At 73.4% G+C, this 12,324-nt stretch carries 11 protein-coding genes; 9 read left to right on the top strand and 2 right to left on the bottom strand.

What is annotated here, in order from left to right; all coding sequences use genetic code 11:
- Nucleotides 1-192 precede the first annotated feature (192 nt).
- The 7 genes from ACFY0I_RS18865 (at nt 193) to ACFY0I_RS18835 (ending at nt 6,634) form a co-directional block, all read left to right on the top strand.
- Nucleotides 193-1,311, top strand: coding sequence for a hypothetical protein (locus ACFY0I_RS18865; protein WP_388896742.1), 1,119 nt, complete (start codon nt 193-195; stop codon nt 1,309-1,311).
- Nucleotides 1,312-1,479: 168 nt separating this feature from the next.
- Nucleotides 1,480-2,370 carry an arylamine N-acetyltransferase gene (locus ACFY0I_RS18860; RefSeq protein ID WP_388896740.1) on the top strand — a complete coding sequence of 297 codons (891 nt, stop codon included), beginning with the start codon at nt 1,480-1,482 and terminating at the stop codon, nt 2,368-2,370.
- 32 nt (nt 2,371-2,402) lie between these two features.
- On the top strand, nt 2,403-3,008 hold the full coding sequence (locus ACFY0I_RS18855) for a YdbC family protein (RefSeq protein ID WP_388896737.1): 606 nt from the start codon (nt 2,403-2,405) through the stop codon (nt 3,006-3,008).
- A gap of 75 nt (nt 3,009-3,083) precedes the next feature.
- Entirely contained in the window at nt 3,084-3,743 is a 660-nt protein-coding gene (locus ACFY0I_RS18850) for a histidine phosphatase family protein (protein ID WP_388896734.1), read from the top strand.
- An 11-nt stretch (nt 3,744-3,754) separates the two neighbouring features.
- On the top strand, nt 3,755-4,678 hold the full coding sequence (locus tag ACFY0I_RS18845) for an ADP-ribosylglycohydrolase family protein (RefSeq protein WP_388896731.1): 924 nt from the start codon (nt 3,755-3,757) through the stop codon (nt 4,676-4,678).
- 553 nt (nt 4,679-5,231) lie between these two features.
- Nucleotides 5,232-5,942 carry a ribonuclease HII gene (locus ACFY0I_RS18840; RefSeq protein WP_388896729.1) on the top strand — a complete coding sequence of 237 codons (711 nt, stop codon included), beginning with the start codon at nt 5,232-5,234 and terminating at the stop codon, nt 5,940-5,942.
- A 59-nt stretch (nt 5,943-6,001) separates the two neighbouring features.
- Nucleotides 6,002-6,634 carry a hypothetical protein gene (locus ACFY0I_RS18835; protein WP_388896726.1) on the top strand — a complete coding sequence of 211 codons (633 nt, stop codon included), beginning with the start codon at nt 6,002-6,004 and terminating at the stop codon, nt 6,632-6,634.
- Nucleotides 6,635-6,694: 60 nt separating this feature from the next.
- On the opposite strand, the gene ACFY0I_RS18830 is transcribed toward ACFY0I_RS18835, so the two are convergent.
- A complete protein-coding gene (locus ACFY0I_RS18830) occupies nt 6,695-7,327 on the bottom strand; it encodes a hypothetical protein (protein ID WP_388896723.1) in 633 nt (210 codons plus the stop codon).
- Nucleotides 7,328-7,680: 353 nt separating this feature from the next.
- Here ACFY0I_RS18830 and ACFY0I_RS18825 point away from each other — a divergent pair, with 353 nt between their 5' ends.
- A complete protein-coding gene (locus ACFY0I_RS18825) occupies nt 7,681-9,840 on the top strand; it encodes a RecQ family ATP-dependent DNA helicase (RefSeq protein ID WP_388896720.1) in 2,160 nt (719 codons plus the stop codon).
- A gap of 49 nt (nt 9,841-9,889) precedes the next feature.
- Here ACFY0I_RS18825 and ACFY0I_RS18820 read toward each other — a convergent pair whose 3' ends face one another.
- Nucleotides 9,890-10,792 carry a LysR family transcriptional regulator gene (locus ACFY0I_RS18820; RefSeq protein ID WP_388896718.1) on the bottom strand — a complete coding sequence of 301 codons (903 nt, stop codon included), beginning with the start codon at nt 10,790-10,792 and terminating at the stop codon, nt 9,890-9,892.
- A gap of 142 nt (nt 10,793-10,934) precedes the next feature.
- Here ACFY0I_RS18820 and ACFY0I_RS18815 point away from each other — a divergent pair, with 142 nt between their 5' ends.
- Nucleotides 10,935-12,140 carry an MFS transporter gene (locus tag ACFY0I_RS18815; protein ID WP_388896715.1) on the top strand — a complete coding sequence of 402 codons (1,206 nt, stop codon included), beginning with the start codon at nt 10,935-10,937 and terminating at the stop codon, nt 12,138-12,140.
- Nucleotides 12,141-12,324: the final 184 nt, after the last annotated feature.

Below are 12,324 nucleotides of genomic sequence, written 5' to 3'. Positions count from 1 at the left end.
GACACGTGACGTAACCCGCGCACGCGGCTGACCGGCAGTTCACGAAGGGGACCGACCCCACGGGCGGTCCCCTTCGTCGTGTCCGTGTCCGTGTCCGGCGCAACGGGTGCCGGCGGGCGGGGCCTTGTCGGCGGCGCCGGGCCGTGGCATGCTCCCCGACATGATCAACAGAATCGAGTCGTCAATCCGCCGATGACCGGGACGACCGGGACGACAGCTCCCGGATCACCCACCATCCTGTTCGAGCACGCGCTGTGGTTGCACCGGAGGTTCCCGGACGAGCCGCTGCCGCGCAACGGCGAACCGTATCCCGACGAGACGTCGTACCGGGGCCGGCCCCTGACCGAACCCGCCGACCGCGACAAGGCCGAGCGGGACGTGGTGCTCCTCCTCGACGCGCACTTCGCACGCGGCTGCGCCCCTCCCGCCGAGCTGGCCGAGGTCGTGCACGGCCTCGGAATCTCGCACATCCCCGAAGAACACATCGTCGCGGCAGCCGCACGGGCGGACCGCGCGCAGGCCCGCGCGACCGGCCGGTGGCTGGTGCGGCACGGCACCGACCGGGCCGTGGTCATCATCGGGCTCGCCCTGCTGACCGCCGCCGGTACGGACGACGACATCCCGCTGATCCGGACGATCGGGCTGCTCTCGCGGGGCATGGGGCCGTGGGCGGCGCGCGCTCTGGAAAGCCAGCCGGGAGGGGTCGGGGCCCTGTTCTGGCTCGCCGAGCGGGTCACCGGCTGGGGGCGCGTCCACGTCGTCCACGCCCTGTGCGGGCTCGACGACCCGGCCATCCGACCGTGGCTGCTCCGCAGGGCCTTCGACGGCGACTTCCTCAACGCCTACTTCGTGGACGAGTTCATCAAGGTCGCCCGGCCCCACGAGGCGCTCGACGAGCTCGATGACGACATCGGGATGGTCGACCACACCGGTCGGCTGCTGTACCGGATGACCGTGTGCTCCGGAATGGGACTCACCCTCGGCCGCTACCCGCACGCGGCAGCGGTACTGGACGCGCATTCCCGGCGGGTGGGCTCGCTGGGACCGGACCTGGAGCGCTACTACATGTGTGCACTGCTCGCCCAGCACCTGACCGTCGCGTCGCCCGAGGCGGTCGGGTGCGCCGCGGAGCAGCGGGAGGAGTTCCGGGCGAGGTACCTCGCGGTCCTCGACCGGGACGACTGGGCCGGGGTCGCACGTGCGGGCTTGGCAGCGGAGGACTTTGGAATGCGGTGGCTGGCGGACCATCGTGATCCGCGGCTGAGGCTGCGCGCGTTCACCGACCGTGTTCCCCCGGAACCCGAGCTGTAGCGCCCGGCGGGGGGCCGGCCGGCGCCGCGACGCGGTCAGGTACTCCGGAAGGTGGTCAGGTCCTCCGGAGGGTGGGCTGGTCGTGCGCGGCGGCCGCGGCGATCATGGTGCGGGGTGTGCGCCACGGGGTGCGCCCCCGGAATGTCACGCGGGGGGAGTGGGGGAGCCATGTGGAGCGGTGACGAACTGGACCTGGACGCGTACCTGGTGCGGATCGGCCTGGGCAACGGGGACGGAACCGGGCCGGTGGACGGTGGCGGCGGCGGCCGGGGCGGCGGAACCGGTACCGGGGCGCGGGAACTCCGGCCGGACCTGGAGACGTTGTACGCAGTGCACCGCGCCCACACCGCCTCCATCCCCTTCGAGAGCCTGGACGTACTGTTCGGCCGCCCCGTCGAACTGGACGTCAAAGCCCTGGAGGACAAACTCGTGCACGGCCGTCGCGGCGGCTACTGCTACGAACAGAACTCGTTGCTGGCCGCTGCCCTGGAGCGGATCGGCTTCGAGGTGTCCGGGCGCGGGGCCCGCAACCGCACCCGGGGCGACGAGTTGCTCGCGGTGACGCACGCCGTCCTCGTCGTCACCGTCGAGGGCCGGCCGTGGCTCTGCGACGCGGGCTTCGGCTACCAGGGCCCGTGCGAGCCCGTACCGCTCGCCCGGCCCGGCCAGGAGGTCCGCCAAGGGCAGTGGACGTTCCGCGTCCGCGAGGAGGAGGACGGGATCCTCGTCCTGTGCGCCCTGCGTGCCGGTGCCTGGCGCGACCTGTACGCCTTCTCCCCGCAGCGCTACCACCCCGTCGACTACGTCGTGCTGAACCACTACAGCTCCTCCCACCCCCGCTCCTCCTTCGTCGGGCGGACCCTCGTCCAGCTCCAGGGCGACGCAGTCCGGCAGGCCCTGGTGGGCGGCGAACTCACCCGCCTCCACCCCGACGGGCACGTCGAGCGGGAGGACGTCGCGGCCGAGGCCCTGATCGGGCTCCTCGATCGGGAGTTCGGTCTCCGGCTGTCCGATCGGGACGCGGCCGAACTGCTTCGGATCCACCGCTCAAGGGACTGACCCGGGCCGCACCCGGCCCGTACGATGGCGCGGTGCTGGTCAAGTGGATTCGCTGCACGGTGACGGACCGACGCGGGTTCGAGCGCGGGCAACGCAAGTGGGCGGGGCTGCCCGGGGAGCCAGGATTCCGCGGGCAGGGCGGCGGCTGGAGCCGGGGCCGGCAGGGCGTCGCGCACGTCTTCACGTTCTGGGAGAGCCGCGCCTTCTACGACTCCTTCATGGCCCGCTCCCACGACCGGCTGGCCGCCGCGCAGAACGGCACGTACACCCACGCGCGCGCCACGCTGTTCGACCACCGCTTCGACGTGAAGACCGGTTTCCAGCCCCGGTTCAGCGACGCCGACGTGGTCCGGGTCGCGCACACCCGGGTGCGGGAGGGGCGCGAGGAGCACTTCACGCTGATGCAGGAGAAGGTGTGGAACCCGGCCATGGCGGGCTCGCCCGGCATGGTCCGCGGCCTCTTCGGCGAAGCGCCCGGCCGCGAGTTCCTCGTATTGTCGATGTGGCGGGCGGCGGCGGAGCACGGCAAGTACCGGCAGGAGCGGGTCGAACGGCTCTCCTTGCGCGCCCAGACCGAGGCCGACGTCGAAGCGCTCACCGGAGACGTCGTGGACCTCGAACCCGGCTGGACCGTCTGACCGTACGAAGGCCCCGCCTCCCGGCCCGGCGCGCCCCGGTCCGCGTGGGCGCCGGTCGGCGAATAGGGTCATGGGATGGTACGACCACGGCGCATCGTCCTTGTCCGGCACGGGGAATCGGAGGGGAACGCCGACGACACGGTGTACGAGCGTGAGCCCGACCACGCCCTGCGCCTGACCCCCAAGGGGCGCGAACAGGCCGCCGAGGCCGGAGTCCGGCTGCGCGCCCTCTTCGGCGACGAGCACATCAGCGCCTACGTCTCGCCCTACCGCCGGACCCTGCAGACCTTCCGGGAGCTGCGCCTCGATCCCACGCGGGTACGGATGCGCGAGGAGCCGCGACTGCGCGAGCAGGACTGGGGCAACTGGCAGGACCGGGACGACGTACGCCTGCAGAAGGCGTACCGGGACGCCTACGGGCACTTCTTCTACCGCTTCGCCCAGGGGGAGTCGGGCGCCGACGTGTACGACCGCGTCGGCTCCTTCCTGGAGAGCCTCTACCGCAGCTTCGAGGCCTCCGACCACCCCGAGAACGTGCTCCTGGTGACGCACGGACTGACGATGCGGCTGTTCTGCATGCGTTGGTTCCACTGGTCGGTGGCCGAGTTCGAGGCACTGTCCAACCCGGGGAACGGCGAATACCGGGTGCTGCTCCTCGGCCCGGACGGCCGGTACCGGATGGACCGCCCGTTTGAGCGCTGGACCACACCCGAGCCTTATGACCTGGACGGCTAGAGTGACGCGCGATGACCGCTGAAACCACTCCCGAAAGGCGCTACGCACGCGCCCTGTCCAGCCTCCGAGGGCTGGCTCTGGGGGACGCCCTGGGCTCCCAGTACTTCGTCCCCGTGAACTACCCGCTGCTCAAACGGCGCGAGCTGCCCGTCGGCAGCGGCGTGTGGCAGTGGACCGACGACACCGAGATGGCCTGCTCGGTGGTCGCCGTGCTCGCCACGCACGGACGCATCGACCAGGACGCGCTGGCGAGCTCCTTCGCCGCCCACCACGATTTCGACCGCGGCTACGGCCCCGCTGTGAACCGGATGCTCCGGCTGGTCCGGGAGGGCGCGGACTGGCGCACCCTGGCGGCCGAGCTCTTCAACGGGCAGGGCTCCTGGGGCAACGGGGCGGCGATGCGGATCGCCCCGCTCGGCGCCTGGTACGCGGACGACCCCGAGCAGGCCACGCATCAGGCGGAGATCTCCGCCTACACCACCCACCAGCACCGCGAGGCGGTGTGCGGGGCGATGGCCGTGGCCGCCGCGGCCGCGCTCGCGGCCTCTCCGCAGGGCCGGCCGACGGCCGCCGAGCTGCTGGACGGGGTCATCGCGCTGGTTCCGCGCAGTGCGGTGGGCGCGGGGGTGCGCAGGGCGCGGGACATGCTGGACTACGGCGACGCGACGACGGTCGCGGCGGTGCTGGGCTGCGGCCGACGCACCAGCGCCCACGACACGGTGCCGTTCGCCCTGTGGTCGGCGGCCCGGGCCCTGGACGACTACGAGAAGGCGTTCTGGACCACCGCGCAGGTCGGCGGGGACGTGGACACCACCTGTGCCATCGTCGGCGGCGTGCTGGCCGGCCGCGGCGACGAGGTGCTGCCGGCGGCCTGGCTGGCCCGCACCGAAGCATTGCCCGCCTGGCTGCCGGAGCAGCCGGCCCGGGCCGGCTAGTCGGCGCCGGGCGGTCCCGGCCGGTTCGTCGGCGCGGGCGGTCCGGGCCGGTTCGTCGGGCTCGTCGAAGCCCGTCCGACGGCCTCACGAGGACCCGGGCGCGGGGCAGCACCCCGCGCCCGGGTCCTCGTACGTGCGGCTGCGTTCACGGCTTCGCGATCGCGACCGCGTCGCATGGGTGGGTGGCCTGCGCCGACGGGGCTGCGTGGGCGGGTCCGCCCGCTGATCCGATCCTCGCGCTGTTGCTGCGCGGGGTGGCGGGGGAGCACTCGGGTGGAGGCAGGTGCTCCGGTTGTGGCCGACATGATTCCGGCGACGGTGATGTGTCGCTGCTTGCTGTGCGGCAGCGAATTGAGGGGTGAGGGTGAGGAGTGTTGACCGGCCGGTAGCGGTCCCGCCGCTGCTGCCCCGCACCCCCGGAGCCCCCGCCCGGTCAGGCGGCGCGGGGGCGTCGTCCGGGAGGGCTGGTGCGCGTGCCCGCGCCGAACCGGGAACGGCTCGACGTGGGCCGGGGTGTGCAGGCGGCCCGGGGCGGCGTAACCTTGCTGGCGCCATGCCGTACGAAGCACCCACCCACACCGTCGAGCGCTCCCTCCGCGCAACCACCGGCGCCAAGGTCATCGCCGGGGTCGACGAGGTCGGACGAGGGGCCTGGGCCGGTCCCGTCACCGTCTGCGCGGCGATCACCGGCCTGCGCCGCCCGCCCGAGGGACTCACCGACTCCAAACTCCTCACCCCCCGAAGACGCGACGCCCTGCTCGACGTCCTGGAGGACTGGGTCACCGCCCACGCCCTCGGGCACGCCTCCCCCGAGGAGATCGACGAGCTCGGGATGACCGCCGCGCTGCGACTCGCGGCGGTGCGCGCCCTGGAAGCCCTCCCGGTGCGGCCCGACGCGGTGATCCTCGACGGCAAGCACGACTACCTCGGCGCACCCTGGCGGGTCCGTACGGTGATCAAGGGCGACCAGTCCTGCGTCGCCGTCGCCGCGGCCTCGGTGATCGCCAAGGTCCGGCGCGACCGCATGATGGCCGAACTGGGTGAACAGGGCGACGGAATAGCGGACTTCGCTTTCGCCGCGAACGCCGGCTATCCCTCGCCCGTGCACCGGGCCGTGCTCGAAGAGCGGGGCCCGACCGCCCATCACCGGCTCTCGTGGTCGTACCTCGACGCGCTGCCGCGGTGGCGCCACCTCAAGAAGGTGCGCCGCAGCGAGGAGGCGGCGGCGCTGGAAGACGGAGGCCAACTCGGCTTCGATTTCTGATCGCACCCACGTGCCACCCACCGGTACGTTTCGTACCGGTGTTTGATAGATATCAACTCATGCCTCTCACCCCCGCCATCGAGGAGCCTCAGATTCACGAGAGTGCCCAGGGTCCCCGCGTCACGCCGGCCGCCGGCCGCACCGCGCAGACCCCCCGCCCCGTACCTGGTCCGCGTCCCGCCGCCGTACCCCGGCCCGGACGCCCCGGTCCCGCCCGGCCCGCCCCGCCCGCGCAGCGCGCGGCGCAGGCCGCCCCCGGACCTGTTTCCGCAGCCCCCACCACCCCGTCCGTCTCCGCGGCGGTGCCGCAGGTCCAGCTGATCCCGGCGTCCGCCGAGGGTGCGCTGGACGCGGCCGACGAGGCCGTTGACCTGCTGCTCGACACCGGGCGCGCGCCCGGCGACATCCTGGTGCTCACCACCGGCGACCCGCACCCGTGGGCCGCTCACGAGCTGTCCTTCGGCGAGGCCTCGTACTGGGCCCAGCACGAGGCCGGGGACGACGTCTTCTACGCGGACGCGGCGCAGGCGCAGCGCGCCGCCGGCCGTCCCGTCGTGGTCTTCGCGGCCAACGGCGGACCGGTCGACACCATCACCGCCGCGCTGCCGGTCGCGCTCACGCGTGCCGGGACGCTGCTGATCGTGTGCGGCGACGCGCAGCAGATCAACTCCGTGCTGGGTGCGGGCGTCTGACGCCTCGTACCGCACGCGGTCCGGGGGCGGGGCGGCCCGGGCGTCGGCCCCGCCCGGGCTTCAGCGGGCCGCGGTCCGTCGCAGGGCCTCGGCCGCGCCGCCGCCGGTCCGCAGCGTCAACGGCGTCAGCGGTGTGACCTCGCCCGTCGTGCCGCCGAGGCGCTCCGGCCGGGAATCCGAGCCGGGGTGCCGTCCGCCGCGCCCCTCCCCGAGCACCTGCCAGCCGCCGCGGGTCAGCGTGATGTACGCCCCGCAGCGCAGACCGTGCAGGGTGCATGCGTCCCGCAGCCCCCACATCCAGGCGCCGTCCTCCTCGGTCCAGCGCTCGTCGCTGTCACGGCAGTAGAGCAACACCGCCGTGCGGACCGGGGTCCGTCGCCGCAGGTCGTGCGGGAGGATCCGGCGCAACCGGGACAGCAGGGCGTTGCGGTACTCCCAGCCGTCGGCCGAGGCCGAACGCTGGACGAACGAGGCGCTCGCGACGAGGCGCTCCTCGGGATCGAGGACGGCGATCACCGCGGTGGAGGGCGCCGGGCCGTGCCGGGAGTGCAGGCCGCTCACGACCTCGCGCGGACTGCGCAGCAGGGGGATGCCCGCCGCCGTCCACTCGTCGGGTTCGAGCAGTCTGCCGTGCCGACTGGCGCCGCCGGTGGCCGTTGTCAGGGACGTGGGCGAGGTGAATCCGAAGGTCACGGTCCTCCCTTCGGGTACACGCCCGCGAACGGGCACGGCTGGGATGCGGGCACGCCGCGGCTCGGCCCTGGGGAGCGCCGACGAGCGGAGTGGGAGCACTCTGATTCTCGCGTGGCCCGTGACGGTGGGGCAATGAGCATTTGAGGCCGCAGACCGGAATTCGCCGGTATGCCGTTCATATCCTTGCCCCATCCCATCGGGAATGACGCATTTGCTGCGCCCCGGGCTCGGGCACCAGCGCGAACACCTCCCGGCCCCGCCCGGCCCGGGGGACCGGCCGACGGCCTGGTGTGGGCGGCGCGTCACGCTGGGTGAGTTGGCCGATTGTCCCTGCCATCGGGTTGCATGGGGGCATGACCACCCTGGAGCTCCGTACCGAAGCCGATGCCATCCTCGCTGAGCTCGTAGGCGCCCCGGGCGGGTCGGCGCGGCTGCGTGAGGACCAGTGGCAGGCGGTCGCGGCCCTGGTGGAGGAGCGACGGCGGGCCCTGGTGGTGCAGCGCACCGGCTGGGGAAAGTCGGCGGTGTACTTCGTGGCCACCGCCCTGCTGCGCCGGCGCGGCTCCGGCCCCACCGTGATCATCTCGCCGCTGCTGGCCCTGATGCGCAACCAGGTCGAGGCGGCCGCGCGGGCCGGCATCCAGGCCCGCACGATCAACTCCGCCAACCCGGAGGAGTGGAACACCATCTACGACGAGGTCGAGCGCGGCGAGACCGACGTCCTCCTCGTCAGCCCGGAACGTCTCAACTCGGTCGACTTCCGCGAGCAGGTGCTGCCCAAGCTCGCCGCCACGACCGGCCTCCTGGTCGTCGACGAGGCGCACTGCATCTCCGACTGGGGCCACGACTTCCGCCCCGACTACCGCCGGCTGCGCGCGATGCTCGCCGAGCTCGCCCCCGGCGTGCCCGTGCTGGCGACCACCGCGACCGCCAACGCCCGGGTCACCGCGGACGTGGCCGAGCAACTGGGCACCGGCGCCGGCGAGGCGCTGGTGCTGCGCGGCCCGCTGGAGCGGGAGAGCCTGCGGCTGGGCGTGGTCCAGCTGCCGGACGCCGCGCACCGGCTGGGCTGGCTCGCCGAGCACCTCGACGAACTGCAGGGCTCCGGGATCATCTACACCCTCACCGTCGCCGCCGCCGAGGAGGCCACCGCCTACCTGCGACAGCGCGGTTTCGGCGTCGCCTCGTACACGGGGCGCACGGAGAACGCCGACCGGCTCCAGGCCGAGACCGACCTCCAGGAGAACCGGGTCAAGGCGCTCGTCGCGACCTCGGCACTGGGCATGGGCTTCGACAAGCCCGACCTCGGCTTCGTGATCCACCTCGGTTCGCCGTCCTCGCCGATCGCCTACTACCAGCAGGTGGGGCGCGCCGGCCGCGGCGTCGAGCATGCGGACGTGCTGCTCCTGCCGGGCAAGGAGGACGAGGCCATCTGGCGCTACTTCGCCGACACCGCCTTCCCGCCCGAGGCGCAGGTCAGGCAGACCCTGACGGCCCTCGCCGAAGCGGGACGGCCCCTGTCCGTACCGGCCCTGGAGGCCGCGGTCGACCTCCGCCGCACCCGGCTGGAGACCATGCTCAAGGTCCTGGACGTCGACGGGGCGGTCAAGCGGGTCAAGGGGGGCTGGGCCTCCACCGGTCAGCCGTGGACGTACGACTCCGAGCGGTACGCCTGGGTCGCCCGCCAGCGGGCCACCGAGCAACAGGCCATGCGGGACTACGTGAGCGCGACCGGGTGCCGGATGGAGTTCCTGCGCCGCCAGCTGGACGACGAAGGCGCCGTCCCGTGCGGCCGCTGCGACAACTGCGCGGGTACCTGGGCGGATTCCTCGGTGTCGGCGGAGACCCTGACGGGGGCGGCCAGGGAACTGGACCGGCCGGGCGTGGAGGTCGAGCCGCGCCGGATGTGGCCGACGGGCATGCCGGCGCTGGGCGTCAACCTCAAGGGCCGCATTCCGGCCAAGGAGCAGTGCTCCACCGGGCGGGCCCTGGGACGTCTGTCCGACATCGGCTGGGGCAACCGGCTGCGTCCGCTCCTCGCCGACACCGCTCCCGACGTCCCGGTCCCCGATGACGTCCTGCAGGCCGCGGTGGCCGTCCTCGCCGACTGGGCGCGCTCCGCGGGCGGCTGGGCGCCGAACGTCCAGGACGCCACGGCCCGGCCCGTGGGAGTCGTCGCCGTACCGTCGATGACCCGACCGCAGCTGGTCGGCTCCCTTGCCCAGGGCGTCGCGACCGTCGGCCGCCTCCCGTTCCTGGGCAGCCTGACGTACACCGGGCCGGACGGCGCCCACGCCGCACGCCGCAGCAACTCCGCCCAGCGCCTGCGGGCCCTGTCCGGGGCCTTCGCCGTACCCGATGAGCTGGCGGCCTCACTGGCGGCGGCTCCCGGGCCCGTCCTGCTCATCGACGACTCCACCGAATCCGGTTGGACCCTCGCCGTCGCCGCCCGTTTGCTGCGGCAGGCCGGCGCCGAGCAGGTGTTGCCGCTGGTCCTCGCGACGTCGGGCTGAGGTGGGGCGGGGCGGGTCGTTCGCCTGCGTTGCGGGGCCGTGCCCACCGTCAGGCGTCCGTACCGACCGCCTCCGCGAGCGCCGCGGCGAAGGCCTCCGCCTGCGCGGAGGGACGCGCACGGCTCCTGATGAGGCCCAGTTCGGAGTCGGGCAGACCCCGCACCGGGACGAACGTGAGCGAGTCGTGGCGCCCGTGGTAGTCGGCCGTGGACCGGCACAGCAGCATGGCGCCCCGGTCGGCCGCCGTCAGGCTCAGCCCCTCCTGGAGCGTGTTCACGCGGGGGCCCGCCGGCACCGTCAGGCCGCCCGGCGTCCGCCCCGGCGCCTGGGCCCGCCGCCAGTAGTCGGGGGCGGGGCCGTCGATACCGATGAGTCGGCAGTCCGCGAACTCCTCGGCGTGCACCGACTCGCGGGCGGCGAACGGGTGCCGGACGGACACGGCGAGGGTCTGGGGCTGTCGGGAGAAGACCGGGCCGAGGAGGAGGTCCTCCTCGGTCACCGGCAGCAGGACCACCGCGCAGTCCACCTCTTGGCGGCGCAGCGGCCCGAAGGGATCGGACAGCGGGATCTCGGCGATCTCGGTCGCGCAGCCCGGGTACCGGTCGCCGAATCGGGCGATCGCCCGATTCAGGTGGTCGTCGACCGTGCCCTGGAAGCCGATGCGCAGCACCCCGCCCCCTCCCCGCGCGGCGGCCCGGGTCTCGTCGACGGTGGCGCGCAGGGCATCGTACGCGGGGCGCAGACCGGCCAGGAAGCTTTCACCCAGCGGGGTCAACCCCACCCGGCGGCTGGTGCGTTCGACGAGCCGGGCACCGATGCGTCCCTCCAGTGATCGCAGCAGCTGACTGATCCGGCTCTGGGACACGTACAACCGCTCGCCCGCCCGGCCGAAGTGCAACTCCTCGGCGAGGGCGAGGAACGCCTCCAACTCGCGGATCTCCACACCGCTCATGCCGCTCCCTCCATGGTGTTCCCCTCTGCTCGGCGCCCGCGTCCGCGGTGTGCCGGGCGCGGACGGATCGAGTAGTCCTGCTCATCGAAGGATGAGAGATCGGCTGTTGTTCCCGCAGGTCGGAGCGGATTGGCTGGTTGCCATGGCACTGACTGAGAAGAACGCAGGCCCCGGCGGGGTGTCCGAACGGTCGGCGACCCGTGGCCGGCTGGGCGTCGCGGCGGTCGCGGGCGCGACGTTCACGGTGGTGACGTCGGAGATGCTGCCCGTGGGCCTGCTGACGCCGATCGGGGACGCCCTGGGGGTGACCGAGGGCACCGCGGGGCTGGCCCTGACCATCACCGGCCTGGTGGGTGCGGTGTCCGCGCCGCTCCTGACCCCGCTGTTGGGGCGGTTCGACCGGCGGACGGTGCTGTGCGCGCTGATGGCCGTGCTGACGGTGGGCAACCTGCTCGCCGCGTGGGCGCCGGACTTCGCCGTGATGGTCGCCGCCCGCGTGTTGGTCGGTATCGGCATGGGCGGTGTCTGGACGATCGCGGCGGGCCTGGCGGTGCGGCTGGTGCCGCCGAAGTCGATCGGGTCCGCGACCTCCCTCATCTTCAGCGGTATCGCGGTGGCATCCGTGCTCGGTGTCCCGGCCGGCACGTACATCGGCGAACTCGCCGATTGGCGATCGGCGTTCGTGACGGTGGGCGTACTGGCGCTGGTGGTGCTCGTCGCCCTTGCGGTGTCGCTGCCACCGCTGCCCGCCGAGCAGGAGGTCCGGCTCGGCGGTGTCCTGCGTCTGTGCGCCGACCCACGGGTGCGGACCGGTCTGGGTGTGGTGGCCCTCCTGGTCACCGGCCACTTCGCGGCCTACACGTACGTGCGCCCGGTCCTGGAGGAGGTCTCCGGGGTGAGCGCCGGGATGATCGGCACCCTGCTGCTGGTGTACGGAGTCGCCGGCGTGGCCGGCAACTTCGCGGCCGGTGCGGGCGCGGGCCGCTCACCCCGCTCCACCCTGTTGGTGATCAGCGCCGCGTTGGCGGCCACGGTCGCGCTGCTGCCGGTGTTCGGCGGCTCCGTCCTGACCGCCGGCGTGCTGCTCGTGGTGTGGGGGCTGGCCTACGGCGGGGTGTCGGTCAGCACGCAGACCTGGCTGCTGTCCTCGGCCCCCGAGGCGCGGGAGTCCGCGTCCGCCCTGTTCGTCGGCGTCTTCAACGGGGCCATCGCCCTGGGGGCGCTGGTCGGAGGGCTGGCGGCGGACGGCGCCGGGGTCAACGCCGTGATGTGGTGGGGTGGCGGGCTCGCGGCGGCTGCCCTCGTGGTGACGGCGCTCGGCAAGTCCCCGGAGGATGAGCGGCTCTGAGGCGGGGTCCGGCACCCGACGGCGGAATCGGGTCGACGGCGGTTCCGGCCCTCGCACCTACGGATGCCTCCATGCGCCGACGGCCGATGGGGGCGCGACGACCCTCAACGCGTGGGCGATCGAGGGGTGGAGGGATGTCGAGTGCGGAGCCGGCCGAGTGCGCGCGATGTGTGTGCATGCGTCC

Source organism: Streptomyces sp. NPDC001568 (genome assembly GCF_042893755.1).
In the GTDB taxonomy this organism is placed as follows: domain Bacteria; phylum Actinomycetota; class Actinomycetes; order Streptomycetales; family Streptomycetaceae; genus Streptomyces.
Note: the sequence above shows the minus strand (reverse complement) of the source record. Positions and strands in the feature narration are given on the sequence as shown.

What these genes read in the sequence shown, in the direction of transcription:
- ACFY0I_RS18825 (WP_388896720.1), top strand. Translation starts at nt 7,681, where the DNA reads ATGACCACCCTGGAGCTCCGTACCGAAGCCGATGCCATCCTCGCTGAG.
- ACFY0I_RS18820 (WP_388896718.1), bottom strand. Translation starts at nt 10,792, where the DNA reads ATGAGCGGTGTGGAGATCCGCGAGTTGGAGGCGTTCCTCGCCCTCGCC.
- ACFY0I_RS18845 (WP_388896731.1), top strand. Translation starts at nt 3,755, where the DNA reads ATGACCGCTGAAACCACTCCCGAAAGGCGCTACGCACGCGCCCTGTCC.
- ACFY0I_RS18865 (WP_388896742.1), top strand. Translation starts at nt 193, where the DNA reads ATGACCGGGACGACCGGGACGACAGCTCCCGGATCACCCACCATCCTG.
- ACFY0I_RS18815 (WP_388896715.1), top strand. Translation starts at nt 10,935, where the DNA reads ATGGCACTGACTGAGAAGAACGCAGGCCCCGGCGGGGTGTCCGAACGG.
- ACFY0I_RS18835 (WP_388896726.1), top strand. Translation starts at nt 6,002, where the DNA reads ATGCCTCTCACCCCCGCCATCGAGGAGCCTCAGATTCACGAGAGTGCC.
- ACFY0I_RS18850 (WP_388896734.1), top strand. Translation starts at nt 3,084, where the DNA reads ATGGTACGACCACGGCGCATCGTCCTTGTCCGGCACGGGGAATCGGAG.
- ACFY0I_RS18840 (WP_388896729.1), top strand. Translation starts at nt 5,232, where the DNA reads ATGCCGTACGAAGCACCCACCCACACCGTCGAGCGCTCCCTCCGCGCA.
- ACFY0I_RS18860 (WP_388896740.1), top strand. Translation starts at nt 1,480, where the DNA reads ATGTGGAGCGGTGACGAACTGGACCTGGACGCGTACCTGGTGCGGATC.